The sequence below is a fragment of the Pseudomonas citronellolis genome, assembly GCF_001586155.1.
GTDB lineage: Bacteria > Pseudomonadota > Gammaproteobacteria > Pseudomonadales > Pseudomonadaceae > Pseudomonas > Pseudomonas citronellolis.
In genome coordinates this window covers 4,883,015-4,909,233 of sequence record NZ_CP014158.1, presented here as the reverse complement: position 1 = coordinate 4,909,233, position 26,219 = coordinate 4,883,015, and the positions used below count along the sequence as shown (strand labels likewise).

Genomic DNA, 26,219 nt, shown 5'->3' with positions numbered 1-26,219 from the left:
TCGGCGTGCCCATGCAGCCCCCGAGGGCCTTGGGCGAGCGCTGCAAATCCCCTTCGCCCGTAAAGAAAAGATTACGAATCGCGCCGAATCGCGAGTCATCGGCTTGCTGCTGGCGTCTGCTGTCACATATTCTTGACGGAAATTTCCGCCTCGCCGGCGAAATCCGGCCGGGCGCCGCCCCGCACAACGACAATCTCCGGGCTCGCCATGCGTATCAAAGTCCACTGCCAGAACCGCGTCGGCATCCTGCGCGACATCCTCAACCTGCTGGTCGACTACGGCATCAACGTCAACCGCGGCGAGGTCGGCGGCGAGCAGGGCAACGCCATCTACCTGCTCTGCCCGAACCTGATCAACCTGCAGTTCCAGTCGCTCAAGCCCAAGCTGGAGGTCATTCCCGGGGTGTTCGGCGTCAAGCGCGTCGGCCTGATGCCCAGCGAGCGCCGCCACCTGGAGCTCAACGCATTGCTGGCGGCGCTGGACTTCCCGGTGCTGTCCATCGATATGGCCGGGCAGATCGTCGCCGGCAACCGCGCCGCCGCGCAGCTGCTCGGGGTGCGCGTCGACGAGGTGCCGGGCATTCCCCTGGCGCGCTACGCCGAGGACCTCGACCTGCCGGAACTGGTGCGCGCCAACAAGGCGCGGATCAACGGCTTGCGGGTGAAGATCAAGGGCGACGTGTTCCTCGCCGACATCGCCCCGCTGCAATCCGAACACGACGAAAGCGAGGCCCTGGCCGGCGCCGTGCTCACCCTGCACCGCGCCGACCGCGTCGGCGAGCGCATCTACAACGTGCGCAAGCACGAGCTGCGCGGTTTCGACAGCATCTTCCAGAGCTCGCGGGTGATGGCCGCGGTGGTGCGCGAGGCCAGGCGCATGGCGCCGCTGGACGCGCCGCTGCTGATCGAGGGCGAGACCGGCACCGGCAAGGAGCTGCTGGCCCGAGCCTGCCACCTGGCCAGCCCGCGCGGCCAGGCGCCGTTCATGGCGCTGAACTGCGCCGGGCTGCCGGAATCCATGGCCGAGACCGAGCTGTTCGGCTACGGCCCCGGCGCCTTCGAGGGCGCGCGCCCGGAAGGCAAGCTCGGCCTGCTGGAGCTGACCGCCGGCGGCACCCTGTTCCTCGATGGCGTCGGCGAGATGAGCCCGCGCCTGCAGGCCAAGCTGCTGCGCTTCCTGCAGGACGGCTGCTTCCGCCGGGTGGGCAGCGACGAGGAAGTGTACCTGGACGTGCGGGTGATCTGCGCCACCCAGGTGGACCTGTCCGAGCTGTGCGCCAAGGGCGAGTTCCGCCAGGACCTGTACCACCGCCTCAACGTGCTGTCGCTGCACATCCCGCCGCTGCGCGAATGCCTCGACGGCCTGACGCCGCTGGTGGAGCACTTCCTCGACCAGGCCAGCCGGCAGATCGGCTGCCCGCTGCCGCAGCTGGCGCCCCAGGCCATGGACCGCCTGGGCCGCTACCACTGGCCGGGCAACGTGCGCCAGTTGGAGAACGTGCTGTTCCAGGCGGTGTCGCTGTGCGAGGGCGGCACCATCAAGGTCGAGCACATCCGCCTGCCGGACTACGGCGCGCCGCACCCGCTGGGCGACTTCTCCCTGGAAGGCGGCCTCGACGCCATCGTCGGCCGCTTCGAACGCGCGGTGCTGGAGCGCCTCTACCGCGAGCACCCCAGCAGCCGACTGCTGGGCAAGCGCCTGGGCGTGTCGCACACCACCATCGCCAACAAGCTGCGCCAGCATGGGTTGGGGCAGGGCGGGGAGTCCTGACATCGGGGTTCGGCTCCTGGCCCGGGCTCCGCCCCTGTAGGCGCGAGCTTGCTCGCGAACCCGGATTCCCGGCCGACTCCAGACTATCCGCCCACACCGGACAGCCCCCTCTCCCGCAAGCGGGAGAGGGCTGGGGAGAGGGCGATCGCGGATGAATCCGCTCCTACGGTTCCAGGAAGCACGGCTTTTCGTAGGATGGCGTTGAGCGAAGCGATACCCATCAGCGCAACTTCGACGTCATGGTGTCGCGGACCATGTCCGCGATCGCGGATGAATCCGCTCCTACACCCGTGCCCGACCGTAGGGCGGATAACCGTTCGCGGTTATCCGCCGTTGGCCGTGAGGTCGGTCAAACGGCGGATAACGCCGTAGGCGTTGTGCGCCCTACGGGTTGTCCCGTGCCGCCGTAGGATGGTGTTGAGCGAAGCGATACCCATCACCGCAACCGCATGGGTTTCGCAAGCTCAACCCATCCTACGAGAAGCCGTGCCCGCCGGTATGGCAGGAGCGGACTCCGTCCGCGATCACCGACACACGCCAGCCGGATCGCGAATAAGATCCGCTCGGTTTGCCTCTTTGCACCGTGCCTCCCTGTAGGAGCGGGCCCTGCCCGCGAATCGCGCGCAGGGCGCGCTCCTACATGGGAATGGTGTGGATGGGGATCGCGTAGGAGCGGACTCCGCCCGCGATAGAACCCGCCGGCGGATGTCACCAGGTCTTTACCCGCTGCCCCTTCACGCAGGCGCGCACCTCGTCGTCGATCAGGTTCCCCGGCTTGATGCACTCGGCCAGGCTCCGGGAACTGTCGGTGTACTTCATGGGCTGGGCCGTGACCTTGTCGGCCGGGCGCTCCAGGCCCAGGCGGCCGAGCAGGGCGTGCCAGCGCGCCTCGCCCCACTGGTGGCTGGCAGGGTTCTGCCAGAGGGCGCCGGCGCCTATCGCCAGCGCCACCAGCAGGGCCAGTTGCAGCAGGTGCTTGAACGCCCGGCGCAGGTACCACTGCCGCCGACGCGGCGGTGGTTCGCCGGGCTGGCCGGGGTTCTTCAGGTTCTGCCAGTACCAATCGCGGTCTTTCTCGGCCATGTCTCGCGGTCCGTCGGGGGAATCCGCGAAGGGTAGCGCCCGGCTCAGCCGCCGGACAGCAGGCGGCGGGCCAGCCGTTCGTTGCCGGTGAGGTCGGCCAGGTGTTGCAGCTGGTTGTTCTCGTAGGCCTGGTTGAAGGTCGCCACGTCCAGCGCCAGGACTTTGCGGAAGGCCGTCAGCGCCTCGGCGCCGGCCTGGCCGGCCACCTCTTCGCCGTAGCGGGCGATCAGGTCGAGCATGACCAGCGGGTAGCGCACCGGCAGGCCGATGCGCACGTGGATCAGGCCGATGTTCAGGCGCTTGAGCGCGTAGGTGTCGTCGTAGACGCCGCCGAACAGTTCGCAGAACCAGGTGGCCAGGGATTCCCCCAGGCGCTTCTGGTCGGTGATGAATTCGCGGGTGGCCTCCTGGCTCAGCAGGCGTTGGTAGAAGTCTTCGATCAGCGCCGGGCTGATGGCCTTCGCCTGTTCGGCAAGGCCTGCGAGCAGTGCGCATTCCTTGTCGGACAGGTCCAGCAGGGCGATCAGTTCGTGAACGATGGCGGCGTCCTTGGTGGCCCAGGACAGTCGGTCTGCATGCATGGGGGGCTCCTCAGAGAATGCTGTCGAGGGTGGCGAGGCTGTCCGCCACTTCGAGGTTGATCAGGCCCACGTTGCTGTCGCGTGCGGCGACGATCGCCAGGCAGGCCTTGTCGCCGGCCAGGTGGATGAACACCCGGCCGTCTTCCGCCAGCAGACTCAGTTCCTTCATCGCGCCGCTCTTGAGGGTTTCGCCGATGCGCCGGCCCACGCCCAGGGCAGCGGCGGCCATGGCTGCGATGCGCGCCGGTTCGATGCCATGGTCGCTGATGGCGTCGACGATGGGCATGCCGTCCAGGCTGCCGAGCAGCACCCCGCGGATGCTGGGGACCGACTGCCGGAGGCGGTCGAGTTCGGCTTGCAGGCGTTCTTGTCGGGTCATGGGGTTTCTCCGTGGTGGGGGTCGGGTGATGGATCGTCGTTGGCCAGCAGCTGTACCAGGACATCGCAGGCGCTCTGCCGGTCGCGGGCGTCCGTGGCGATGACGTGCTGCGGTGGCAGATCGAAGTAGGCGGCGACCTCGGCCGGCACCCAGGCCTGGTCGTCGGCGTCGCAGTGGGTGAGGGCGACGATGAAGGGCACCGGCTGCACGCTGGTGATCGCTTCGAGGATGCTGCGGGCCTGGCCGAACTGTTCCGGGTGGTCGGCGGCCAGCATCAGCACCAGGCCGTCGGCGCCTTCGCTGAGCAGTTCCCACATGAAGCTGAAGCGCTCCTGGCCGGGCGTGCCGAACAGATGGATGTCGGTGGCGCCCAGGGTGATCCGGCCGAAGTCCAGCGCCACAGTGGTGTTCGCCTTGCCGATGGCTTCGCTGCTGGGCACCTCGGTGTCGACGACGGGGATTTGCGAGAGGTTGCGGATCAGGGTGGTCTTGCCCGAGCCCACGGGCCCGGAGACGACGACCTTGATCGGCGGTGCGCTGTCCTGGTTCATGGGCGGAAGAGCCTCTTCAGACGGCTGGCGAGGGTGGGGTTGGCATGTTTCGTCGATGCACCGGCGCTCTCGTGGGCGCGCACCGGCCAGATTTTCTTGATCTCCCGCAGGTGCTGCAGGGATGCGCAGGTCTCGCGGACTTCCAGCTTCAGCGCCTGGGCCAGTTGCCGCGCGCTGCAACCCTCGGCCAGCAGGGGCATGGCCCTGGCCAGGAAGGCGTCGAGCTCGGCCGGCAGCGTCACCGTGCGCCCGCGGATCAGCACGAAACGCGTGTCCGGATGCACCGACGGCTCCGCCCGGGACGACGGCGCCAGGCTGGCGAGCACCTGGTCGATGGGCAGGTGCTGGCCGGGTTTCGCCTCCATGGGCGGCGTGGGTTCGAAGTGAAAGCTGGCGTCGCCGATCGACTGCAGGGCGCGCTTGATCTCGCCCGGCTCGCCGATCGGCTGCTCGAGGCTCAGGCCGAGCAGCCGTTCGTTCTGCAGCCGCAGGCGGAGCCGCCTGCCGTCCGCTTCTTCAAGCGTCAGCTGGCCTGCGCGCTTGCCGATGACCGAGAGGACTTCCGCGAGCGGGAAGTCGGAGAGCTTGCCGAAAATTGCCAAACGAAGTGTCCTCCAGGGCGGGCTGGGCGCCCTGTCCTGGTAGGAAGTCAGTGCGCGATTCGTGATGCGCCGAGATGATAAGGGGAGGCGTTGTTATGACATGCCCGTACTGCTTGTAGGTGATCTCCGAGGGGCGCTGTCGTTTGTGTAGAGTGCTGAGGCTGTTTCCTTCGGTCCCCCGTGACCTGGCCGCGCGATGCCTGCGCCGCGCCAGGCCAGCCACGATCGGCGGTGCTTGAGGGCCTCGCCCGCCGCCACCATATTGGTGCCCATGAACCGACTCGCCAGCAGCGCCACGCCCGCCGACGTCCTGCAGGGTTTCCACCCCGCCGTCGCCGCCTGGTTCGCCCGCCACTTCGCCGCGCCCACCCCGGCCCAGGTGCAGGCCTGGCCGTCGATCCGCGCTGGGCGCTCGACCCTGGTGGCCGCGCCCACCGGCTCGGGCAAGACCCTCACCGCCTTCCTCTCGGCCATCGACCAACTGGTGCGCGAGGGCCTGGCCAACGGCGGCGAGCTGCCGGACCGCACCTGCGTGGTCTACGTCTCGCCGCTCAAGGCGCTGTCCAACGACATCCGCATCAACCTGGAAGAACCCCTGGCCGGCATCCGTGCCGAGCTTGAGCGCCAGGGCCTACCGGTCGTGGACATCCGCAGCGCGGTGCGCACCGGCGACACCAGCCAGGGCGAGCGCGAGGCCATGCGCCGGCGGCCGCCGCACATCCTGGTCACTACCCCGGAATCGCTCTACGTGCTGCTCGGCTCCGACTCCGGGCGGCAGATGCTGGCCGGCGCGCGCAGCGTCATCGTCGACGAAATCCACGCCCTGGCCGGCAGCAAGCGCGGCAGCCACCTGGCGCTGTCGCTGGAGCGCCTGCAGGCCCTGTGCGCCGAGCCGCTGGTGCGCATCGGCCTGTCCGCCACGCAGAAACCCATCGAGGCGGTGGCGCGGTTCCTCTGCGGCAACGCCGACTGCCGCATCGTCGACATCGGCTACAGCCGCGCCCGCGACCTGGGCATCGAAGTGCCGCCGGCGCCGCTGGAGGCGGTGATGTCCCACGAGGTCTGGGACAGCGTCTACGACCGCCTCGCCGCGCTGGCCGAGGAGCACCGCACCACCCTGGTCTTCGTCAACACCCGCCGGCTGGCCGAGCGCATCACCCGCCACCTGGGCGAGCGCCTGGGGATAGACAAGGTCGCCGCGCACCACGGCAGCCTGTCCAAGGAACAGCGCCTGGGCGCCGAGCAGCGGCTCAAGGCCGGGCGCCTGAAGGTGCTGGTGGCCACCGCCTCGCTGGAGCTGGGCATCGACATCGGCGACGTCGAGCTGGTCTGCCAGGTCGCCTCGCCGCGCTCCATCGCCTCTTTCCTGCAGCGCGTCGGGCGTTCCGGGCACAGCGTCGGCGGCACGCCGAAAGGGCGGCTGTTCCCCACCTCCCGCGACGAGCTGATCGAATGCGTGGCGCTGCTCGACAGCGTGCGCCGCGACGAACTGGACGCCCTGGCGATCCCCCGCGCGCCGCTGGACGTGCTGGCCCAGCAGATAGTCGCGGAAGTGGCCTGCCGCGAATGGCGCGAGGACGAGCTGTTCCAGCTGCTGAGCCACGCCCAGCCCTACGCCGGCCTGCCGCGCGAGCGTTTCGACGCGGTGCTGCGCATGCTCGCCGAGGGCTACGCCAGCCGCAACGGCCAGCGCGGCGCCTACCTGCACCGCGACGGCGTCCACGGCCTGCTGCGTGGCCGGCGCGGCGCTCGGCTGACCGCGGTGACCTCCGGCGGCACCATTCCCGACGCCGGCGACTACCAGGTGTTGCTGGAGCCCCAGGGCCTGACCGTGGGCACGGTGAACGAGGACTTCGCCGTGGAAAGCCTGGCCGGCGACGTGTTCCAGCTGGGCAACGTCTCCTATCGCATCCTCCGCGTGGAGCCGGGCAAGGTGCGCGTCGAGGACGCCCAGGGCCTGCCGCCGAACATCCCGTTCTGGCTGGGCGAGGCGCCCGGGCGCAGCGACGAGCTGTCGGTGAGCGTGTCGCGCCTGCGCGAGCGCCTGGACGCCTTGCTCGCCGAAGGGCAGGGCAGCGACGCGCCCCTGGCCCCGGCGCTGCGCTGGCTGGAGGACGAGCTGGGCCTGCAGGAAGCCGCGGCCCGGCAACTGGTGGAATACCTGGCCCGCGCCCGCGCCGCCCTCGGCGTGCTGCCGAGCCAGTCGGCGCTGGTGCTGGAGCGCTTCTTCGACGAATCCGGCGGTATGCAACTGGTGCTGCACTCGCCCTACGGCAGCCGCATCAACCGCGCTTGGGGCCTGGCCCTGCGCAAGCGCTTCTGCCGCACCTTCAACTTCGAGCTGCAGGCGGCGGCCACCGAGGACGCCATCATCCTCTCGCTGTCCACCAGCCACAGCTTCCCGCTGGACGAGGTGTGGCGCTACCTGAACTCGAAGAGCGCAGAACACGTGCTGATCCAGGCCCTGCTCGACGCGCCGCTGTTCGGTGTGCGCTGGCGCTGGAACGCCACCACCTCGCTGGCCCTGCCGCGCTTCCGCGGCGGGCGCAAGGTGGCGCCGCAACTGCAACGCATGCGCAGCGAGGACCTGCTGGCGGCGGTGTTTCCCGACCAGGTGGCGTGCCTGGAGAACATCGTCGGCGAGCGCGAGATTCCCGACCACCCGCTGGTGGCCCAGACCCTCGACGACTGCCTGCACGAAGCCATGGACTGCGACGGCTGGCTGGCTCTGCTGCGGCGCATGGAGGCCGGCGAGGTGGCGCTGCACGCCCGCGATCTGCCGGCGCCTTCGCCGCTGGCGGCGGAAGTGCTGAGCGCCAGCCCCTACGCCTACCTCGACGACGCCCCGCTGGAAGAACGCCGCACCCAGGCCGTGCTGAGCCGGCGCTGGAGCGACCCGGAATCCGCCGACGACCTCGGCGCCCTCGACCCCGAGGCCATCGCCGCGGTGCGCGCCGAAGCCTGGCCCGAGGCCCGCGACGCCGACGAGATGCACGAGGCGCTGACCGGCCTGGGCTGCATCCTCGCCGAGGAAGCCCGCGCCAACCTGGGCTGGGAACTGCTGCTCGGGCGCCTGGCCAAGGCCGGGCGGGCGACGCGCCTGCGCAGCGGCGCGGCCGACCTCTGGGTGGCCGCCGAACGCCTCAGCCAGTTGCGGGCGGTCTATCCACAGCCACGGCTGGCGCCCGAGCTGGACCTGCCGCTGGCGTTGCAGGAAGGCTGGTCCGCCGAGGATGCACGCCTGGAACTGCTGCGCGCGCGCCTGACCGGCTTCGGCCCGCGCACCGAGGCGCAACTGGCCATGGACCTCGACCTGCCGCCCGCCGACATCGCCTTCGCCCTGGCCGGCCTTGAGCGCGAGGGCTACGTGCTGCGCGGCCGCTTCAGCCCCGGCATCGACGACGAGGAGTGGTGCGAGCGCCACCTGCTGGCACGCATCCACCGCTACACGGTGCGCCGCCTGCGCCGCGAGATCGAGCCGGTGGAGCGCGCCGACTTCATGCGCTTCCTGTTCGACTGGCAGCGCGTCTCCAGAACCACCCGGGCGCGCGGCGCCGAGGCCCTGGCCGGCGTGCTCAGCCAGCTGGAAGGCTTCCAGGCCGCCGCCGGGGCCTGGGAAAGCGACCTGCTGCCGGCGCGGGTGGCCGACTACGGCATCAACTGGCTGGACGACCTGTGCCGCGCCGGCCGCCTGGTCTGGGCGCGCCTGCCCAGCCGCGGCACGGCGCGCGGGCGCAGCGGCGCCGGCCCGCTGCGCAGCACGCCCATCGTCCTGCTGCCGCGCCGCCAGTTGCCGCTGTGGGGCGCGCTCTGCGCCGATGCGCCGGAGCCCGAGCTGTCCTCGAAGGCGCAGAAGGTGTTGCAAGCGTTGCAGGAGCAGGGCGCGCTGTTCTTCGACGAGCTCACCAGCGAGGCGCACCTGCTGCGCAGCGAACTGGAAGTGGCCCTGGGCGAACTGGTGGCGGTGGGCCGGGTGAACGCCGACAGTTTTGCCGGCCTGCGCGCGCTGCTGCTGCCGGCGGCCAAGCGCAGCCGCCAGGAGCGCCGGGCGTGCGCCCCACTATTCGGCATGGCCGACGCCGGCCGCTGGGCGCTGCTGCGCCGCCCGCGCAACGAGCTGATCGAAGGCCAGCCGCCACGCCTGCAGGCGGAAGTGCTGGAGCACGTGGCCATGACCCTGCTGCGCCGCTACGGCGTGGTCTGCTGGCGCGTGCTGGAGCGCGAGGCCGACTGGCTGCCGCCCTGGCGCGACCTGCTGCGCGTCTACCATCGCCTGGAAGCCCGCGGGGAAATCCGCGGCGGGCGCTTCGTCGCCGGCCTCACCGGCGAACAGTTCGCCCTGCCCGAGGCCGTCGGCCTGCTGCGCGAGGTGCGCCGGCGCGAAAAGGACGGCGAATACCTGGTGCTCTCGGCGGTGGACCCACTCAACCTCGCCGGCACCCTGCTGCCGGGCAGCAAGGTAGCGGCAGTCGCCGGCAACCGCGTGCTCTACCGCGACGGCGCCGCCCTGGGCGCGCTCATCGCCGGCAAGCCGGTGCTCTGGGCGGAACTGCCGGCGGAGGAAATGGCGAAGGCGCGGGAGCTACTGATCCGGCGCCTCTAGATGCATCTGTCAGAGAGGGTGTTCTGCGCGTAGGCAGTGTCCTCGATCGGCGTGGGATGTTCTTCTGATTTCAGGAGTGGCTAGGCGTTAACGTTCTTCGCCTGCCGCCATCGCTTGACTGGGGCCTCCACTGTTCATGGAGGACCCAAGCATGCGCCCCCGTCTAGTTCTGCATTGCCTGCTCCCAGGGTTGGGAGCCTTGTTAGCCAGCCAGGCCAGCCTGGCGCAATACCAGTGGCACGACGCGACGAGGACCGCCTGGCCCTCGGCCGAAGCGGCCTGCGAACAGGGCGAGGGCATCCGCCTGCTGCTCCAGAAGCGTGAGCAGAATCCCCGCCAGCAATGGCGCATCAACAACTATTCGCTCACCGACATCGGTGGCGAAGCCTTCTGCCGCTTCACGGTCGAACGCAAATTGTTCGGTCGCTGGCTTCCCGACACCTACCACTTCTCCTCCGTCTACCTTTCCGGCGGGCCGGACCTGTGCCCCAGCGGCGTGCTGGATGGCAGCGGCCAGTGCTGCGCGCAATGCCAGAGCAACGAATGCAATGACAGCAATCCCATCCTTGGCGCCACCGGGCAGAAGGTGCAGATCGAGGTCGACCTGAGCGTGCCCGGTTCGCGGCTGGGGTTCAGCCGCAACTACTGGAGCAGCCGCAACCAGGCCGGCGACCTCGGCGTCGGCTGGAGCCATGGCTGGAACCAGCGTATCGCCAAGCTCACGGCCGACCGGCTCAAGGCCTATCGCGACGATGGCCGGGCAGTGGCCTTCACCCGCGTGGCGGGCAAGTGGACGGCTTCCGCCGACGAGCGACTCACGCTGGTCGAACTGCCCGACCATGGCGGTTGGAGCCTCACCGGCGCCGACGCCAGCGTCGAAACCTACGATGCGCTCGGGCAGTTGAAACGCCTCGATCCGGTGCTCGGCAGCAGCCTGCATTTTGCCCGGGATGCGGCTGGCCGGCTGGTCCGGATCAGCGATGCGGGCGGCCGCCAGATCACCCTCGGCTACGCCGGTGAACGGCTGGCGAACCTGCAGTTCGGCAACTGGAGCATCAGCTACCGCTACGACGAGCACGGCCGCCTCGCCAGCGTCCTGCGTGGCGACGAAGAACAGCACTACCACTACGAAGTCGCCGAGCGCCCGCACCTGCTCACGGGAATCACCGACGCCCGCGGCCTGCGCTTCGCCACCTGGACCTATGACGGCCAGGGGCGCGCCACCTCCAGCAGCCATGCCGGCGAGGCCGGCACCGTGCAATTCGCCTATCTCGATGCCAACCGCGTGCGGATCACCAACCCGCTGGGCAAGTCGACGCTCTACCACTACCAGACCTTCGACCAGCGCCGCCTGGTCACCCGCCGGGACGGCGAAGCCAGCGCCCACTGCCCGGCCGCCAGCCAGCAGGTCACCTACCTGGCCAATGGGCTGCCGGCCAGCCGAACCGACTGGAACGGCAACCTGACCACCCACCAGTACGACGAGCGCGGCCTGGAAGTCTCGCGCACCGAAGCGGCCGGCACGCCGCAGGCACGCACCATCACCACCACCTGGCATCCGACCTTCGCGCTGCCGTTGAGCGTCACCGAGCCGGGGCAGGTCACCCGCTACCAGTACGACAACCGTGGTCGCGTCATTGCGCAAACCACCGAAGCGCTTTGAGCAAGGAGGCTGACATGAAAACGAAATTATTCGGCGCCCTGTCCCTGGCGATATTGCTTGGGCATCCCGCCCAGGCCGCCGAGCGCAGCTGGTCCTACAGCTACAACGACCTGGGCCTGATCGAGAGCGCCGACGGCCCGCGCACCGACGTGCAGGACATCACCCGCTACAGCTACGACGCCAAGGGCAACCTCACCGCCGTGACCAACGCCCTTGGCCACGTCACTCGCCTGGCCGACCACGACGAGCGCGGCAACCCCGGCACCCTCACCGACGCCAACGGCGTGGTCAGCACCCTGACCTACAGCGGCATCGACGCGCGTCTGGCGTCCATCGGCAGCGCCGGCAGCACCACCCGCTTCGAATACGACGCGGTCGGGCAGATCACCCGCCTGACCCGTGGCGACGGCAGCTGGCTGGCCTACACCTACGACGACGCGCGGCGCCTGGTGGCCATCGCCAACAACCTCGGCGAGCGCCTGGAATACGACGTCGACGCCCAGGGCAACCGCACGGCGCAGCGGCTGAAGGACGCCAGCGGCAGCCTGGTGCGACAGCAGCAGTGGGTGTACGACGAACTCGGCCGGCTGCTGCGCTCGGTCGGCGCCGCCGGCCAGACCCACCGCTACCGGTACGATCTCAACGACAACCCCACCGGCCGGACCAACCCGCGCCAGTACGCCAGCACCCAGGCGTTCGACGCCCTCGATCGCCTGGTCAGCCATACCGACGCGCTCGATGGCGTCACCCAGCTGACCTACGACGCCCAGGACAACCTCACCCAGGTCCGCGATCCCCGCGGCGTCACGACGCGTTATGTGTATGACGGCCTGGGCAACCTCACCCAGCGCATCAGCCCCGACAGCGGCACCACCCACTTCGAGTACGACGCAGCCGGCAACGTCATCCGCCAGACCGATGCGCGTGGCGTGGTGGTGGAGTTCAGCTACGACGCCCTGAACCGCCTGAGCGAACGCCGCTACCCGGCCACCCCGGCCTTCGACGTGCGCTACCAGTACGACGGCAGTGCCGACGGCAACCACGGCATCGGCCGCCTGACGGCCATCGAGGATGGCAGCGGCCGTCTCGCCTATCGCTATGACGCGCGCGGCAACCTGGTGCAGCAGGCGCGCAGCCTGAGCGTCAACGGCCAGGTACTGGAAGAGTCCCTGAGCTTCCAGTACGACGCCGCCGACCGCCTGGTTGGCATCGGCTATCCGTCCGGCTACACCCTCGGCTACCCGCGCAATGCCGGCGGCCAGGTGAGCAGCGTCACCCTGGGCGTAGGCAGCCAGGCGCCCCTCGTCCTGGCCAGCGATATCGCCTATCTGCCCTTCGGCCCCCTGCAACGCCTGAGCTGGGCCAACGGCATCAGCCTGGCCCGCGAGTACGACCAGGACTACCAACTGATCCGCCAGCGCATCGGCCCCTGGCAGAGCGACTACCGGCACGACGCCAACGGCAACATCACCCAACTGGCCCACAGCCTCTGGGGCACGCTGGACTACCAGTACGACCCCCTGGACCGCCTGACCACGGAACGCAGCAGCCAGGCCGAGCGCCGCTACGGCTACGACGCCGTGGGCAACCGCACCGAGAAGAGCGCCACGCGCCTGGCCGACGGCGAATCCCTGCAGGACAGCTACCGCTACGCCAGCGACAGCAACCGCCTCACCGCCCTCAATGGCCACACGGTGACCAGCGATGCCGCCGGCAACCTGCTCCAGGACCGCGCCAGCCGCCTGCTCGGCTATGACGCCCAGGGCCGCCTGGCGAACGTGCGGATCGACGGCCAGGAAGTCGCCCAGTACCGCTACAACGCCCATGGCCAGCGCATCGCCAAGCTGACCGCGCAAGGCTTCACCACCTACCTCTACGGCCCCGACGGCCAACTGCTCGGCGAAGCCGCCTACGATCGGAATGGCCAGCCCCGCCGCGAACAGTACTACCTGTGGCTCGACCGCCTGCCCCTGGCCACCCTGAGCACGGCCTACGACGACCAGGGCCACCCCGGCAACCCTCGCGTGCTCTACCTGCACAGCGACCACCTCGACACCCCGCGGCTGGCCAGCGACGACGACCAGCGCCTGGCCTGGCAATGGCAATCCGACGCCTTCGGCAACGGCCAGCCCAGCAGCCCGGACAACACCGTGGTGAACCTGCGCTTCCCTGGGCAGTACTACGACGCCGAGAGCGGCCTGCACTACAACTACTTCAGGGACTACGACCCGCAGACCGGGCGGTATGTGGAGAGTGATCCGATTGGGCTTGAGGGTGGGTTGAATACTTACAGCTACGTTGAAGGAAATCCTTTAACGCTGTTTGATCCGATGGGGTTGAAATGTACAGCTTTCAAGTCCGAATGGGGAGATACACAGTATGTTTGCGATAGCGGGAGTCCTTATGCTCCTTCTTGGAGTACGGGTGATAATAGTTGGAGGACAGTGAGTTTTAACAACGAGCGATATAATCAGTGTTACTCCTCCTGTATGGCGAGAGGAGATGCACCAGCAAATGTTTCGGCCGTTTGTCTTGTGCCTGGCGCAGGAATTGCAGCTCTTACAAGAAAGGAAAAAATAGGTTTGGCAGCCTCTCAGGGGTGTGAGTTTGCTTATCAGTCCTCTCTGTGCTCCTTCGAGTGTGAGAGCCTGGAGGAAAGAAAATCTTGCCCACTTGATGGCTGATTATCGATTCCTTAGGATTTTGTAAATTGAGAAAAATAAGGTCAGTAGTCCCAGGATGTACTGACCTTCTATTTTTAGGGCTTCATGATCATTTCTCTCTAGTATTCTGCTGTGTATGGATATATTTAATTCGGATTCGTTTGTCAGTAATAGTGCTCCAAAGAAAAGCAGTATTAAATATGGTAAGTTTTTGTATATGAAGTTTTTTAGCATTTTGGTGGTGTGATGAAGATTAGAGTCGTTTATGCTTTGGTTTTTGTGGTGATTGCGTTTTTGGTTTATGCATGTAGGCCAGTTCTTGATGCTATTTTTTATTCTAGCGCTAGATGGGTGCAGGTTGTAGTGTTTTTTATCTTGGCTGGGGTTTCTGATTATGTATTGAAAAAAATTTTCCATGATAAGGAGTGAAGTTAGGGACACCTTGAAGAAGGCTTCGCAAATCCGCTGAAGTACTCAGATCCTAAAGGCTTGACGCCTGCCGCCGCTGGGTTGTGTTTTATCCCCAGTGTTGGCTGGGTTGGATATGGTGCAACAGCTGCCGGGGCAGGTATCGCTGGGCTGCTATGTCACTGGTACCTGCCAGCGGTTTGCGGAAGCCTGTAGCAACGTATGGAACGAAGTAGCTGGCGGTGATGATGCAAGCGATGGCGAAGGTAACACTAACCCGTATGTAGGTCCCATCGATGAACCGGTAATCGTTGTTGATGGGAACGGAAACGCAATCCCCGTTGAGCCTGGGCAGAGTGTTAACAGTTCACCGAATGGCGACTACTAACAAGTCGTGGGTGCAGACGGTAAACCAACGGGAGACCGACTGGGTCGAGGAGGGCATCGGAATCAATCTGACCCTCGTGCTCAGGGACCTCATGGACACAGGCTAGGAGTGACAACTCCTGATGGCAATCCTCATCTACCGATATATTAACTATGCCTAAGTTTAACTACGACGACATCGTTACAGCTAACAACACAGCTCCTTTAAATGCGCGCCCAGGAAATAAGGCTTGGGTTGTTGGGGTATTTGAAACTCGGAGAGGCGAGTTTTTGAGGTCCTTCCCGGAAGGAGTTGTATATGTAGTCGAGTTTGAGGGCGGCGCTTCAACGGAAGTGGCTGAGAGCCAGTTAGAGCTTTACATCGATCCTGAAAGTTAGCGAACTGCTGCATCAATTTTCCCAGCAGGGTGTTCAGGCTATCCGGTTCAGGGTGTCAGATAATGAATTGCGGGGCCTAAAGATTGGACAGGGGTAACGCCTGATGGAGATGCCATTACCGGGGATCACGAAGGTGAAGCTGAAAATCATGGGCCATTTGAGGATTACTTGCCATGAGTAAGAAGCATCTAAAGACATCCCTTAGAATATGGCATCCTACCATTCCAGCTCAGGGTATATACCCTAGTATAAACTTGGAGCTAGTGAGGCAGTGGAGTTGTGGAGAGTCGCGTGCTACTCCGAAAGGCACCCCGCTTAGCGGAGTGTATAAGGAGACTTACTGTTGTTTTGATTTGATCGATAATGCCTCTCAAGACCTTTCTTTTGTATTAAGCTCTGCAAATGAAGAGCTCCAGCGATCTGGTGAATTAATCAGAGAGGTTGTGACTACAGGAGGACGTATTGAGTATTACGTAAGTCTCTCAGGAGGAATGGGGTTTGAGTTTGATGGTTCGTTGATTTCGGAGTTGTCTGAATTGAAAATAAGTCTGGCTGTAGAGGCTATATAAGTGTGTATGTGACAGGGTTGCTGCGACTCGAGAACGGATCGTGGCGCCTTGTCTATAGTTTTGCTCCGCATGGCTCTAAACTCTACTTTCAATGGAGTCATACTGTTGTATTGGTTTTCAAGAAATTTTAAATGTTCTTGGGTTGAGTGTAAGTTTGGTCGGCAGGGTTGTGGATAATTCCTTGTGAGCAATTCGGTCGGTGTGCATAGGAGATTTGCGTGAAATTATATGGGTACGAGGGCTCTGATGTGCTGAAAGAGCTTCAAGAGGTTTCTATCGTTGCCACATCGTCAGAACTTCGAAGCTTGGCTGATATGCTCGTTTTAGCGGCTAAGAGGATAGAAGGTCTGGCAGAGTGTATGTCTGATCACATTCACTTCAGTGATTTTGTGGGCGGTTTGGATTCCGACTCTGCTGATATTGTCGTCATGACGGTGGTTTCATAGGAATTCTGAAGCTGCGTATTAGAGAGACCCCGAAGCGCTATTGCTTTGCAATAGCGCTAATTTTTAAGGGCAATCTGTTACAGCAGAGCAACCTCAGAACCGAATCCGCCCCGTAAAAGCATCCTTGAGCATCACCCAGTCGCCCATGAACGACCACAGCGGGTACTTGAAGGTGGCCGGGCGGTTCTTTTCGAAGACGAAGTGGCCGACCCAGGCGAAGCCGTAGCCGGCGAAGGGCAGGGCGATGAGCCACAGCAGGTTGCCGCTGACGATGGCGTAGGCGAGGATCGCCAGCACCAGCAGGCTGCCCACGTAGTGCAGGCGGCGGCAGGTGGGGTTGCTGTGTTCCTGCAGGTAGAAGGGGTAGAACTCGGCGAAGCTGTGGAAACGCTCGGCGGTGTGGGTGGTCATGGCGCACCTCCTGTTGTTGTGATGGCCGCAGTCTACGAAGGCGGCCGATGACTTGCAGATGACCCCTGCAGCCAGTTTAGTATCCAACCCCGCCATTCCTTGCGCGCGCTGACAACAAGAAGAACCGAGATGCCTGAGCGTACCACCCTGTCCAGTTGGGTTCGTGGGATCCTCCTTGCCATCGAGCTGGAGGGGCTGGACAGCCGCGAGCTGTTCGCCGAGCTGGGCCTGGACCTTGCCGTCCTCGCCGACCCGGACGCGCGTTTCCCCCAGGACGACATGACGCGCCTGTGGCAGCTGGCCGTGCAGCGCAGCGGCAATCCGGCCATCGCCCTCAATTTCGCCCGCGTGCACACCCCGGCGTTTCCGGTGCTGGGGTATTCGATGATGTCCAGCCGCACCCTGGCCGAGGCCTTCGAGCGCCTGGAGCGTTACCAGCGGATCATCGCCGAGGGGGCGGACGTGAGTTTCCGCCGCCTGCCCGAGGGCTGCCTGTTCAGCGTGCAGGTGCATGGCGACCGCCTGTTGCCGCCACGGCAGAGCGCGGAAAGTTCGCTGGCCAGCATGATCGCCCTGGTGCGCTGGATCACCGGGCGCGACATCCGCCCGCTGGAGGTCCGCCTGGCGGGCGAACCGCCGGTCGACCTGGCGCCCTACCAGGCGCTGTTCCAGGCGCCGCTCAGCCATGGCCACGGGCAGTGCGCCATGTTGTTTTCCCACGAGGACATGAACGCGCCGCTGCCCACGGCCAACGCCGAACTGGCGCGCCTGCACGACCGTTTCGCCGGCGAGTACCTGGCGCGCTTCGGCAGCAGCCGCTTCAGCCACCAGACGCGCCAGGTGCTGTGCCGCCTGCTGCCCCAGGGCGAGCCGCGGCGCGAGGTGGTGGCGGAAATCCTCCACCTGTCCGAGCGCACCCTGCAGCGGCGCCTGCAGGAGGAGGGCAGCAGCTACCAGCAACTGCTCGACGACACCCGCCGCGAGCTGGCCCAGCAGTACCTGGCGACGCCGCACATGACGCTGCTGGAGATCGCCTACCTGCTGGGGTTCTCCGAGCCTAGCAACTTCTTCCGCGCCTTCCGCCGCTGGTTCGGGGTGACGCCGGGGGAGTACCGGGAGCGGTTGTAGGCGGTCGCGGGCGCTGACTGTAGGAGCGGGCCCTGCCCGCAAATCGCGCGCAGGGCGCGCTCCTACATGGCTGTGGCGTATGGGGCAACCCGCAGGAGCGGATCTCATCCGCGAATCGCGCCGATACCTCCGGCCATCGCGGACAAGGTCCTACCGCATGAGCGAGCATGGCTTTTCGTAGGATGGTGTTGAGCGAAGCGATACCCATCACCGCAACCGCATGGGTTTCGCCAAGGCTCAACCCATCCGTTGAGGCGCATCTCGGTGCAGCCGGCAAGACGGTTGCTCCTACGCCCGTGTCTCCTGGAACCGTAGGAGCGGACTCCGTCCGCGATTATCCGCGCAGGCTCAGAAGAACGACCGCGACGCCTTGAAGGTCACGGCGCTGTCGCAATAGGCGTTGTGGCCGGAATAGGCGGTGCAGTCCGTCCCGCTCAGGCTGCTGCCGCTGTAGGAGAAGTTCAGGTCCAGGCCCAGCCAGGGGCGGCTGAGGTTCACTGACCAGTCGTTGAAGCCGCTGACGTAGCCATTGGTCACGCTCACCGGGTTCTCCAGGCTGTAGCTGGCGTACTTCAGCGTCAGGTCGAAGCCCAGCGGCGGCGTCAGGCCCAGGTCGGCGAACAGGGTGGCGCTGCTGCGCCCGGCGCTGTTGCTGTAGGCGGCGCCCAGGCGGCTGCCGAAGATCGACAGGCCGCCGTAGACGTCCTGGGTGTCCAGGTCCGGCCGCTGCGGGTGCACGTAGCGGATGCTGCCTAGCTCGTAGCCGAGGCGGCCATTGCCCAGCGGGCGCTTGAAGCCGGCGTAGGAATCGACTTCGGTGGGCTTGTCCGGCTCCAGGTTGGCGGCCCAGCCGCCGAAGTACCAGCCCGAGTCGTGGCTGGCGTCGAGCCCGCCGTGCAGGCTGTCCAGGCCGCCGGGCTGGACCAGGCCCTGGGCCATGCTGCGGGCCGGCGAGGTGGCGAACTTGAGGTCGAAGTCGCCGAGTTGGCGCTGCATGACCTGGGCATTGGCGGCCAGGCTGGCGCACAGCGTGGCGCCCAGCAGCAGACGGTGGATGATCATGGCTCCCCCCTAGATCTTCGAAATGCTCCTTGGCAGGTGCGGTCCCCTCCGCACCTTTACAGGGTAAAGCCATTCCTTGACCGGGCAATGACCGGCGGTCCATTTGTCGGCCGGAGCGAACCTTTGCGTACCGGCGTTCGCCGAGGTTGCCGGGCCGCGGACTAGCTGCTAAATCTTCCCCAGCATGCGCAGTCCATTCAGTAGGGAGGCCTCCATGGCCATCACATCCGTACCTTCGGCCGACGGCCAGGAACTGACCATCGTCGTCCAGGGCCGCTTCGACTTCGGTGCGCACCAGGAATTCCGCGACGCCTACGAGCGCGTCGAGACCACCCCGCGGCGCTACGTCGTCGACCTCAAGGGCGCCACCTACCTGGACAGCTCGGCGCTGGGCATGCTCCTGCTGCTGCGCGACCACGCCGGCGGCGAACATGCGCAGATCAGCCTGGTGCACTGCAGCCCGGACGTGCGCAAGATCCTCTCCATCTCCAATTTCGAACAACTGTTCCGCATCTCCTGAGCCGTGGCGGTCATGGCCAACTTCCTCACGGTCCTGATCGCCGACGACAACGCCGCCGACCGCCTGCTGCTGTCCACCATCGTCAGCCGCCAGGGCCACCGCGTGCTGACCGCCGCCAACGGCCTGGAAGCCCTGGCGCTGTTCGAGCAGGAGCGCCCGCAACTGGTGCTGATGGACGCCCTGATGCCGGTGATGGACGGCTTCGAGGCGGCCCGGCGGATCCGCCGCCAGGCCGGCGAGGAGCTGGTGCCGATCATCTTCCTCACCTCGCTGAGCGAGACCGAGGCCCTGGTGCAGAGCCTGGAGGCCGGCGGCGACGACTTCCTCTCCAAGCCCTACAACCGGGTGATACTCGAAGCCAAGATCCGCGCCATGGGCCGCCTGCACCACCTGCAGCGCGAGGTGCTGGCGCAGCGCGACCTGATCGCCCGGCACAACGAGCACCTGCTCAACGAGCAGCGGGTGGCCAAGGCGGTGTTCGACAAGGTGGCGCATTCTGGCTGCCTGAACGCGCCGAACATCCGCTACCTGCAGTCGCCCTTCGCGCTGTTCAACGGCGACCTGCTGCTGGCCGCCTACAAGCCCTCCGGCGGCATGCACGTGCTGCTCGGCGACTTCACCGGCCACGGCCTGCCGGCGGCCATCGGCGCCATGCCGCTGGCCGAGGTGTTCTACGGCATGACCGCCAAGGGCTACCCGATCGCCGACATCCTCCGCGAGATGAACGCCAAGCTGAAGCGCATCCTGCCGGTGGGGGTGTTCTGCTGCGCCAGCATGCTCAACCTGAGCTTCCAGCGCGGCCTGCTGGAGGTGTGGAACGGCGGCCTGCCCGACGGCTACCTGTTCCGCCAGGGCCGAGAGCTCCAGCCTCTGGTGTCGCGCCACCTGCCGCTGGGCATTCTGGAGCCGGCGGCCTTCGACGAGCGCTGCGAAGTCTTCCCCATGGAGGACGGCGACCGCGTGCTGCTGTTCTCCGACGGCGTGCTGGAGGCGAGCAACCCGCAGGGCGAGATGTTCGGCGAGCAGCGCCTGCGCCAGGTGTTCGAGGAACAGCGCGATGCTTCGCAACTGTTCGACGGGGTGAAGGCGGCGCTGGTGCGCTTCCGCGGCGAGGCCCAGGACGATCTGAGCATGCTGGAAGTGGCCCTGGTGCCCGACGCCAGCCTGCAGCGGCCGCCGCTGGCGTTTTCCGAGAGCGGGCTGGGCGGCACCCAGGACTGGTCCTGCAGTTTCGAGTTCCGCGCGCCCACGCTGCGCCACTTCAACCCCCTGCCGTTCCTGCTGCAGCTGCTGATGGAGGTGCATGACCTGCGCCCCCGCGGCGGGGCGCTGTACACGGTGCTCGCCGAGCTCTATTCCAATGCCCTGGAGCACGGCGTGATGGGCCTGGAGTCGCGCCTGAAGTGCGACGCCCAGGGCTTCGCCCGCTACTACGAGGAACGCCGCAGGCGCCTGGAAAGCCTCGATCACGGCTTCGTGCGCTTCCACATCGACCTCGCCCCCCATGGCGACGGCGGCCGCCTGCTGGTGCGGGTGGAGGACAGCGGCAACGGCTTCGACGTCAATGCCGTGCTGCAGGCCCAGGCGCAGTGCGCGCCGGGTTCCTTCAGCGGCCGCGGCCTGACCCTGGTGCGCAGCCTGGCCGACCGCTGCCAGTGGTCGGCGGACGGCAAGTCGGTGTCCGTGGAGTTTTTCTGGTCCGCTCAGGCATAATCCGGCACTTCCCGTGCGCCGGCCCTGGCCACGGGTAGCCAGGGAGCGAGCGAATGTCCGATGTGCATCTCGACGATGCCGTACTGAAGGCTTTGCGGGAGGTGATGGCGGAAGAGTTTCCGCTGTTGCTGGACACCTTCGTCGCGGATTCCGAGGAGCGCCTGCGCAACCTCCACGAGGCCCTGGCGGAACTCGACGGCCAGGCCCTGCGCCACGCCGCGCACAGCTTCAAGGGCAGCTGCGGGAACATGGGCGCGCCGGCCCTGGCCGCGCTGTGCAAGCGCCTGGAAGACGCCGCCCGGCAGGGCGACATGGCCAAGGCCGCCGGGCTGATCGAGCAGGTCGAACGCGAGTTCGCCATCGTCCGCATCCTGTTGCGCCAGCAGCGCCTGCAGCGTTCCTGACGAGCGATCCGGGAAACTGGCCCGGCCCTTGCTATCTCCGTGTCATCGACGCAAACGAGAACGGAGATCGCCGATGGCTGTCGCCCCGGACATCCTACTTTCGCCGACCGCGCCAGCGAGCCCCCGGACATCCCCGTCCAGGGCCGCGCAGGATTCGGCCAACACCAGCAACGACAAGGGTTCCAGCTTCGCCGACGTCTACGCCCAGGAGAGCCGGCCGGCCGCCAAGGAGCGCCCGCAGGCCCAAACCAAGGCCAGCCGCGACAAGCCGCGCGGGCAGGACGACGCGCCGGCCAAGGACAGCGCCAAGGCGCCGGAAGCCGGCAGCGAGCAGCCAAAGGTTGCCGATGGCGGCAAGCCCTTGCCGGCCCAGGAACAGGCGTCGACCGACGACGGCGGCCAGCAGCCGCCCGACCCCAGCCTCGACCCGCTGCTGGCGCTGGCCATGGGCGCGCAGCCGCCGGTGCAGGACAGCGCCGCGCAGCTCGGCCAGGCCCAGCTCAACGCCGCCAACAGCGATGGCGACCTGCAGAAGCTCAACCAGGCCCAGGGCGTGGCCCTGTTGCCGGAAGCGGGCGCCGAGGAGGTGACCCAGGCCCTGCAACTGCCCACCGCCGGCAAGGGTGAAATCAACCTCAAGCTGACCGACGACCAGGGCAAGGGCGACGCCAAGCTGGACATGACCAGCCTGCTGGCCGGCCTCAAGGACGCCCAGGGTTCGACCGAGGCCAAGACCACCGATGCCGCCGGCGAACTGGCCGGGCAGTTGGCCGACGACGTGGCACAGCCCAAGACCGAGACGCGCAACGAGAGCTTCGCCCATCGCCTGGAGGCCATGACCCAGGCGCTCAACGGCACCCAGCAGGCGCTCACCAGCCGCCCGGTCAACCCGCAGGTGCCCGGCCAGCCGGTGGCCATGCAGCAGAACGGCTGGACCGACCAGGTGGTGGACCGGGTGATGTGGATGTCCAGCCAGAACCTGAAGTCCGCCGACATCCAGATGGAGCCGGCCGACCTCGGGCGCCTGGAAGTGCGCATCCACATGACCGGCGACCAGACCCAGGTGACCTTCGCCAGCGCCAGCGCCGGCGTGCGCGAGGCCCTGGACAGCCAGCAGCACCGCCTGCGCGAGATGCTCGGTCAGCAGGGCATGAACCAGGTCAACGTCAACGTCTCCGACCAGTCCCTGGCCCGCGGCTGGCAAGGCCAGGGCCAGCAGCAGGGCAACGCCCGCGGCGGCGCGGCCACGGCGGGCGCGGAAGGCGACGACGAGCCGGTGCTCAGCGGCGTCAGCGAGATCCGCGCGCGGCCGCAGCTGGGTGGGTTGGGGATGGTGGATTATTACGCCTGACGCCGGCCCTGCCGTTCCCACACCACCGGTTGGCAGCGCTTTCGTAGGAGCGAGCCGGCGGAGCACCCTCGTAGGATGGCGTTGAGCGAAGCGATACCCATCGCCACGGTCGCATGGGCATCGCAAACGCAAAGCCCCGCACTTCCGCCATCCCGCACGCCGCCCCTCGCTCCGCTCATCGGCAGCCTGTAATATCCGCCGCGGCGGCCGGGCATGACCTGGCACAGCCCTTGCTCCTATCCTTATGGACAGGCAACGGACCGCGCAAGTGACGGATTTCTGGCATGGCTAAGAACGATCAGCAGACCACTCCACCCGCCGAGGGCGGCGCCGGCAAGGGCCGGCTCAAGCTCATCATCATCCTGGGCCTGGCCTTCCTGCTGGCGGTCGGGGCGTCGGTGGGCGGCACCTGGTTCTTCCTCAGCCGCGGCGCCAAGCCGGCCGAGGCGCCGGCCGCGGAGGCCGGCAGCGGCAAGAAACCGGCGCTCTACGAGGTGCTGGCGCCGTCCTTCGTGGTCAACTTCAACCAGGGCGGGCGGCAGCGCTACCTGCAGGTCGCCGTGGCCCTGATGGGCCGCGACCAGGCCCAGCTGGACGCCCTGCGCGAACAGATGCCGCTGGTGCGCAACCAACTGGTGATGCTGTTCTCCAGCCAGAATTTCGACGCCTTGACCACCCCGGTGGGCAAGGAGATGCTGCGACAGCAGGCGACCGCCAGCATCCAGGAACTGGCCAAGAAGGCCACCGGTCAGTTGACCGTGGAACAGGTGCTTTTCACCAATTTCGTACTCCAGTAGGTAAGCCGCCATGGCTGTGCAAGATCTGCTCTCCCAGGACGAAATCGACGCGCTGCTGCACGGCGTCGACGACGGCCTGGTGGAAACCGAAGTCGATTCCGACCCCACGGCGGTCAAGTCCTACGACCTGACCAGCCAGGACCGCATCGTCCGCGGTCGCATGCCGACCCTGGAGATGATCAACGAGCGCTTCGCCCGCTACACCCGCATCAGCATGTTCAACCTGCTGCGCCGCTCGGCCGACGTCGCCGTGGGCGGCGTACAGGTGATGAAGTTCGGCGAGTACGTGCATTCGCTCTACGTGCCCACCAGCCTCAACCTGGTGAAGATGAAGCCGCTGCGCGGCACCGCGCTGTTCATCCTCGATGCCAAGCTGGTGTTCAAGCTGGTGGACAACTTCTTCGGTGGCGACGGCCGCCACGCCAAGATCGAGGGCCGCGAGTTCACCCCCACCGAGCTGCGGGTGGTGCGCATGGTCATCGAGCAGGCCTTCGTCGACCTGGCCGAGGCCTGGAGCGCGGTGCTGCCGATCACCTTCGAGTACGTCAACTCGGAAGTGAACCCGGCCATGGCCAACATCGTCAGCCCCAGCGAGGTGGTGGTGGTCTCCACCTTCCACATCGAGCTGGACGGCGGCGGCGGCGACCTGCACATCACTGTGCCCTACGCGATGATCGAGCCGATCCGCGAGATGCTCGACGCCGGCTTCCAGTCCGACGTCGACGACCAGGACGAGCGCTGGCAGAACGCCCTGCGCGAGGACATCCTCGACGTCAACGTGCCGGTGGACGCCACCGTGGTGCGCCGTCAGCTGCGCCTGCGCGACATCCTGCACATGCAGCCGGGCGACGTGATCCCGGTGGAGATGCCCGAATTCATGGTGATGCGCGCCAACGGCGTGCCTTCCTTCAAGGTCAAGCTGGGTTCGCACAAGGGCAACCTGGCCTTCCAGATTCTCGATCCGCTCGAGCGCCCGCGCTGAGCGCATCCCCCCAGAGGACCCGACAATGGCAGATGAAGACAAAGTGACCCCCGAGGAGCAGGCCCTGGCGGACGAATGGGCCGCGGCCCTGTCCGAGGCGGGCGACGCCAGCCAGGACGACATCGACGCGATGATGGCCGGCAACGCCGCGCCGGCCGCCCCGGTGGCGCCGCGCGCGCCCATGGAAGAGTTCGGCATGGCGCCGCGGGCGCCGACCATCGCCGGCCTGGAGGGGCCGAACCTGGACGTCATCCTCGACATCCCGGTGACCATCTCCATGGAGGTCGGCCATACCGACATCACCATCCGCAACCTGCTGCAGCTCAACCAGGGCTCGGTGATCGAGCTCGACCGCCTGGCCGGCGAGCCGCTGGACGTGCTGGTCAACGGCACCCTGATCGCCCACGGCGAGGTGGTGGTGGTGAACGAGAAGTTCGGCATCCGCCTGACCGACGTGATCAGCCCCAGCGAACGCATCAAGAAGCTGCGCTGATGATGGCCCGCCTGTTCGCGCTGTTCTGCGCCCTGCCGCTGGCGGGGCTGCTGCCCCTGGCCCGGGCCGCCGAGGAGCCGGCCGCCGCGCCGGCGCCGGCCATCGTCCACGCCAGCGCCTCGCCGAGCCTGATCACCGGCAGCGCCGGGGCCCAGCTGCTGCAGCTGCTGTTCGGCCTGGTGCTGGTGGTGGCGCTGATCTTCCTGCTCGCCTGGCTGGTGCGCCGGGTGCAGCAGATCGGCCCGCGCGGCAACCAGGCGATCAAGCTGGTGGCCAGCCAGGCCCTGAGCCCGCGCGACCGCCTGCTGCTGGTGCAGGTGGGCGAGGAGCAGATCCTCCTCGGCCTGACCCCCGGGCGCATCACCCCGCTGCACGTGCTCAAGGAGCCGGTGCGCGGCGTCGAGGCCGGCGAGCAGCCGGCGCCGCCGGAATTCGCCCAGCGCCTGCTGGAGCTGCTGAACAAGGACAAGGGCCGCCCGCAATGAGCTTCCCCGCCTTCGCCCAGGCACTGCGCCGCTGCCTGCCGCTGCTGGCCGTGCTGCTGGCGCTGCTCGCGCCCCAGGCCTTCGCCGCCGACCCGCTGCAGGTCTCGGCGATCACCGTGACCACCAACCCGCAGGGCCAGCAGGAATACTCGGTCAGCCTGCAGATCCTGCTGATCATGACGGCGCTGAGCTTCATCCCGGCGTTCGTCATGCTGATGACCAGCTTCACCCGGATCATCATCGTCTTCGCCATCCTGCGCCAGGCGCTGGGCCTGCAGACCACGCCGTCGAACCAGATCCTCGTCGGCCTTGCGCTGTTCCTCACCCTGTTCGTCATGGCGCCGGTGTTCGACAAGGTCAACAGCACCGCGCTGCAGCCCTACCTGAACGAGCAGATCCAGGCCCCGGAGGCGCTGAGCCGCGCCGAGGTGCCGCTGAAGTCGTTCATGCTGGCGCAGACGCGGCAGTCGGACCTGGACCTGTTCGTGCGCCTGTCCAAGCGCACCGACATCGCCAACGCCGACGCCACGCCGCTGACCATCCTGGTCCCGGCCTTCGTCACCTCGGAGCTGAAGACCGCGTTCCAGATCGGCTTCATGATCTTCATCCCGTTCCTGATCATCGACCTGGTGGTGGCCAGCGTGCTCATGGCGATGGGCATGATGATGCTGTCGCCGCTGATCATCTCGCTGCCGTTCAAGATCATGCTGTTCGTCCTGGTGGACGGCTGGGCGCTGATCATCGGCACCCTGGCCGGCAGCTTCGGCACCGTTTGACTAGAGAGGAGGGC

General features: G+C 66.7%; 24 protein-coding genes. 17 read left to right on the top strand and 7 right to left on the bottom strand.

The annotated features are described in order from the left end of the window. Nucleotides 1-207 precede the first annotated feature (207 nt). A complete protein-coding gene (locus PcP3B5_RS21315; RefSeq protein ID WP_009621602.1) occupies nt 208-1,770 on the top strand; it encodes a sigma-54-dependent phenylalanine hydroxylase transcriptional regulator PhhR in 1,563 nt (520 codons plus the stop codon). Between the two features lie 708 nt (nt 1,771-2,478). Here the strand turns inward: PcP3B5_RS21315 and PcP3B5_RS21310 are convergent. From PcP3B5_RS21310 to PcP3B5_RS21290, 5 genes are read right to left on the bottom strand one after another with little or no spacing between them, the layout of a single operon-like run. Further along, on the bottom strand, nt 2,479-2,853 hold the full coding sequence (locus PcP3B5_RS21310; RefSeq protein ID WP_043270838.1) for a hypothetical protein: 375 nt from the start codon (nt 2,851-2,853) through the stop codon (nt 2,479-2,481). Between the two features lie 44 nt (nt 2,854-2,897). Then, nucleotides 2,898-3,434: a protoglobin domain-containing protein gene (locus tag PcP3B5_RS21305; protein ID WP_043270837.1), complete on the bottom strand. Its 537-nt coding sequence runs from the start codon at nt 3,432-3,434 to the stop codon at nt 2,898-2,900. A gap of 10 nt (nt 3,435-3,444) precedes the next feature. After that, the gene (locus tag PcP3B5_RS21300; RefSeq protein WP_009621606.1) at nt 3,445-3,813 is read right to left on the bottom strand and encodes a roadblock/LC7 domain-containing protein; all 369 of its coding nucleotides are present in this window, start codon (nt 3,811-3,813) and stop codon (nt 3,445-3,447) included. Further along, nucleotides 3,810-4,364 carry a GTP-binding protein gene (locus tag PcP3B5_RS21295; RefSeq protein WP_061562334.1) on the bottom strand — a complete coding sequence of 185 codons (555 nt, stop codon included), beginning with the start codon at nt 4,362-4,364 and terminating at the stop codon, nt 3,810-3,812. The genes PcP3B5_RS21300 and PcP3B5_RS21295 overlap by 4 nt, the downstream gene beginning before the upstream one ends. Next, on the bottom strand, nt 4,361-4,966 hold the full coding sequence (locus tag PcP3B5_RS21290) for a DUF4388 domain-containing protein (RefSeq protein ID WP_009621610.1): 606 nt from the start codon (nt 4,964-4,966) through the stop codon (nt 4,361-4,363). The genes PcP3B5_RS21295 and PcP3B5_RS21290 overlap by 4 nt, the downstream gene beginning before the upstream one ends. Before the next feature lie 271 nt (nt 4,967-5,237). Between PcP3B5_RS21290 and PcP3B5_RS21285 the strand changes: the two genes are divergently transcribed. The 6 genes from PcP3B5_RS21285 (at nt 5,238) to PcP3B5_RS31580 (ending at nt 16,083) form a co-directional block, all read left to right on the top strand. Next, nucleotides 5,238-9,569, top strand: a complete 4,332-nt coding sequence (locus PcP3B5_RS21285; protein WP_145923934.1) for a DEAD/DEAH box helicase — start codon at nt 5,238-5,240, stop codon at nt 9,567-9,569. A gap of 199 nt (nt 9,570-9,768) precedes the next feature. Then, on the top strand, nt 9,769-11,232 hold the full coding sequence (locus PcP3B5_RS21280; protein WP_061562333.1) for a DUF6531 domain-containing protein: 1,464 nt from the start codon (nt 9,769-9,771) through the stop codon (nt 11,230-11,232). A gap of 14 nt (nt 11,233-11,246) precedes the next feature. Continuing rightward, nucleotides 11,247-13,916 (top strand): RHS repeat-associated core domain-containing protein, encoded by a 2,670-nt coding sequence (locus PcP3B5_RS21275; protein WP_082816386.1) that lies wholly within the window; start codon nt 11,247-11,249, stop codon nt 13,914-13,916. A 225-nt stretch (nt 13,917-14,141) separates the two neighbouring features. After that, a complete protein-coding gene (locus PcP3B5_RS31595) occupies nt 14,142-14,324 on the top strand; it encodes a hypothetical protein (protein ID WP_134163399.1) in 183 nt (60 codons plus the stop codon). Nucleotides 14,325-15,241: 917 nt separating this feature from the next. After that, a complete protein-coding gene (locus tag PcP3B5_RS31585; RefSeq protein WP_145923933.1) occupies nt 15,242-15,637 on the top strand; it encodes a hypothetical protein in 396 nt (131 codons plus the stop codon). Between the two features lie 218 nt (nt 15,638-15,855). Continuing rightward, nucleotides 15,856-16,083 (top strand): Imm32 family immunity protein, encoded by a 228-nt coding sequence (locus tag PcP3B5_RS31580; protein WP_134163402.1) that lies wholly within the window; start codon nt 15,856-15,858, stop codon nt 16,081-16,083. Between the two features lie 93 nt (nt 16,084-16,176). On the opposite strand, the gene PcP3B5_RS21270 is transcribed toward PcP3B5_RS31580, so the two are convergent. Continuing rightward, a complete protein-coding gene (locus PcP3B5_RS21270) occupies nt 16,177-16,494 on the bottom strand; it encodes an Mpo1-like protein (RefSeq protein ID WP_061562332.1) in 318 nt (105 codons plus the stop codon). 129 nt (nt 16,495-16,623) lie between these two features. Here PcP3B5_RS21270 and PcP3B5_RS21265 point away from each other — a divergent pair, with 129 nt between their 5' ends. Then, complete coding sequence (locus PcP3B5_RS21265; protein WP_061562331.1) at nt 16,624-17,622, top strand: AraC family transcriptional regulator; 999 nt, start codon at nt 16,624-16,626, stop codon at nt 17,620-17,622. Between the two features lie 348 nt (nt 17,623-17,970). Here the strand turns inward: PcP3B5_RS21265 and PcP3B5_RS21260 are convergent, their stop codons facing one another. Continuing rightward, a complete protein-coding gene (locus PcP3B5_RS21260; RefSeq protein ID WP_061562330.1) occupies nt 17,971-18,684 on the bottom strand; it encodes a TorF family putative porin in 714 nt (237 codons plus the stop codon). A gap of 214 nt (nt 18,685-18,898) precedes the next feature. Here PcP3B5_RS21260 and PcP3B5_RS21255 point away from each other — a divergent pair, with 214 nt between their 5' ends. From PcP3B5_RS21255 to fliP, 9 genes are all read left to right on the top strand, one after another. Beyond that, nucleotides 18,899-19,204 (top strand): STAS domain-containing protein, encoded by a 306-nt coding sequence (locus PcP3B5_RS21255; protein ID WP_009621621.1) that lies wholly within the window; start codon nt 18,899-18,901, stop codon nt 19,202-19,204. Nucleotides 19,205-19,216: 12 nt separating this feature from the next. After that, nucleotides 19,217-20,917 (top strand): ATP-binding SpoIIE family protein phosphatase, encoded by a 1,701-nt coding sequence (locus PcP3B5_RS21250; protein ID WP_082816385.1) that lies wholly within the window; start codon nt 19,217-19,219, stop codon nt 20,915-20,917. 53 nt (nt 20,918-20,970) lie between these two features. Beyond that, nucleotides 20,971-21,321 carry an Hpt domain-containing protein gene (locus PcP3B5_RS21245; protein ID WP_009621625.1) on the top strand — a complete coding sequence of 117 codons (351 nt, stop codon included), beginning with the start codon at nt 20,971-20,973 and terminating at the stop codon, nt 21,319-21,321. A 73-nt stretch (nt 21,322-21,394) separates the two neighbouring features. Next, nucleotides 21,395-22,672 (top strand): flagellar hook-length control protein FliK, encoded by a 1,278-nt coding sequence (locus tag PcP3B5_RS21240; protein WP_061562329.1) that lies wholly within the window; start codon nt 21,395-21,397, stop codon nt 22,670-22,672. 284 nt (nt 22,673-22,956) lie between these two features. Beyond that, nucleotides 22,957-23,469: a flagellar basal body-associated protein FliL gene (fliL, locus tag PcP3B5_RS21235; RefSeq protein ID WP_009621628.1), complete on the top strand. Its 513-nt coding sequence runs from the start codon at nt 22,957-22,959 to the stop codon at nt 23,467-23,469. A 10-nt stretch (nt 23,470-23,479) separates the two neighbouring features. Continuing rightward, nucleotides 23,480-24,451 carry a flagellar motor switch protein FliM gene (fliM, locus tag PcP3B5_RS21230; protein ID WP_009621629.1) on the top strand — a complete coding sequence of 324 codons (972 nt, stop codon included), beginning with the start codon at nt 23,480-23,482 and terminating at the stop codon, nt 24,449-24,451. A 25-nt stretch (nt 24,452-24,476) separates the two neighbouring features. Then, nucleotides 24,477-24,944, top strand: coding sequence for a flagellar motor switch protein FliN (gene fliN, locus PcP3B5_RS21225; RefSeq protein ID WP_009621630.1), 468 nt, complete (start codon nt 24,477-24,479; stop codon nt 24,942-24,944). Continuing rightward, nucleotides 24,944-25,429, top strand: a complete 486-nt coding sequence (gene fliO / locus PcP3B5_RS21220; protein WP_082816384.1) for a flagellar biosynthetic protein FliO — start codon at nt 24,944-24,946, stop codon at nt 25,427-25,429. The genes fliN and fliO overlap by 1 nt, the downstream gene beginning before the upstream one ends. Beyond that, nucleotides 25,426-26,205, top strand: coding sequence for a flagellar type III secretion system pore protein FliP (gene fliP, locus PcP3B5_RS21215; protein WP_061562328.1), 780 nt, complete (start codon nt 25,426-25,428; stop codon nt 26,203-26,205). The genes fliO and fliP overlap by 4 nt, the downstream gene beginning before the upstream one ends. Nucleotides 26,206-26,219 lie beyond the last annotated feature (14 nt).

What these genes read in the sequence shown, in the direction of transcription:
- fliM (WP_009621629.1), top strand. Translation starts at nt 23,480, where the DNA reads ATGGCTGTGCAAGATCTGCTCTCCCAGGACGAAATCGACGCGCTGCTG.
- PcP3B5_RS21270 (WP_061562332.1), bottom strand. Translation starts at nt 16,494, where the DNA reads ATGACCACCCACACCGCCGAGCGTTTCCACAGCTTCGCCGAGTTCTAC.
- PcP3B5_RS21275 (WP_082816386.1), top strand. Translation starts at nt 11,247, where the DNA reads ATGAAAACGAAATTATTCGGCGCCCTGTCCCTGGCGATATTGCTTGGG.
- PcP3B5_RS31595 (WP_134163399.1), top strand. Translation starts at nt 14,142, where the DNA reads ATGAAGATTAGAGTCGTTTATGCTTTGGTTTTTGTGGTGATTGCGTTT.
- fliO (WP_082816384.1), top strand. Translation starts at nt 24,944, where the DNA reads ATGATGGCCCGCCTGTTCGCGCTGTTCTGCGCCCTGCCGCTGGCGGGG.
- PcP3B5_RS21315 (WP_009621602.1), top strand. Translation starts at nt 208, where the DNA reads ATGCGTATCAAAGTCCACTGCCAGAACCGCGTCGGCATCCTGCGCGAC.
- fliN (WP_009621630.1), top strand. Translation starts at nt 24,477, where the DNA reads ATGGCAGATGAAGACAAAGTGACCCCCGAGGAGCAGGCCCTGGCGGAC.
- PcP3B5_RS21310 (WP_043270838.1), bottom strand. Translation starts at nt 2,853, where the DNA reads ATGGCCGAGAAAGACCGCGATTGGTACTGGCAGAACCTGAAGAACCCC.
- PcP3B5_RS21300 (WP_009621606.1), bottom strand. Translation starts at nt 3,813, where the DNA reads ATGACCCGACAAGAACGCCTGCAAGCCGAACTCGACCGCCTCCGGCAG.
- PcP3B5_RS21250 (WP_082816385.1), top strand. Translation starts at nt 19,217, where the DNA reads ATGGCCAACTTCCTCACGGTCCTGATCGCCGACGACAACGCCGCCGAC.
- PcP3B5_RS21245 (WP_009621625.1), top strand. Translation starts at nt 20,971, where the DNA reads ATGTCCGATGTGCATCTCGACGATGCCGTACTGAAGGCTTTGCGGGAG.
- PcP3B5_RS31585 (WP_145923933.1), top strand. Translation starts at nt 15,242, where the DNA reads ATGAGTAAGAAGCATCTAAAGACATCCCTTAGAATATGGCATCCTACC.
- PcP3B5_RS21255 (WP_009621621.1), top strand. Translation starts at nt 18,899, where the DNA reads ATGGCCATCACATCCGTACCTTCGGCCGACGGCCAGGAACTGACCATC.
- fliL (WP_009621628.1), top strand. Translation starts at nt 22,957, where the DNA reads ATGGCTAAGAACGATCAGCAGACCACTCCACCCGCCGAGGGCGGCGCC.
- PcP3B5_RS21295 (WP_061562334.1), bottom strand. Translation starts at nt 4,364, where the DNA reads ATGAACCAGGACAGCGCACCGCCGATCAAGGTCGTCGTCTCCGGGCCC.
- PcP3B5_RS21260 (WP_061562330.1), bottom strand. Translation starts at nt 18,684, where the DNA reads ATGATCATCCACCGTCTGCTGCTGGGCGCCACGCTGTGCGCCAGCCTG.
- PcP3B5_RS21240 (WP_061562329.1), top strand. Translation starts at nt 21,395, where the DNA reads ATGGCTGTCGCCCCGGACATCCTACTTTCGCCGACCGCGCCAGCGAGC.
- fliP (WP_061562328.1), top strand. Translation starts at nt 25,426, where the DNA reads ATGAGCTTCCCCGCCTTCGCCCAGGCACTGCGCCGCTGCCTGCCGCTG.
- PcP3B5_RS21305 (WP_043270837.1), bottom strand. Translation starts at nt 3,434, where the DNA reads ATGCATGCAGACCGACTGTCCTGGGCCACCAAGGACGCCGCCATCGTT.
- PcP3B5_RS21285 (WP_145923934.1), top strand. Translation starts at nt 5,238, where the DNA reads ATGAACCGACTCGCCAGCAGCGCCACGCCCGCCGACGTCCTGCAGGGT.
- PcP3B5_RS21265 (WP_061562331.1), top strand. Translation starts at nt 16,624, where the DNA reads ATGCCTGAGCGTACCACCCTGTCCAGTTGGGTTCGTGGGATCCTCCTT.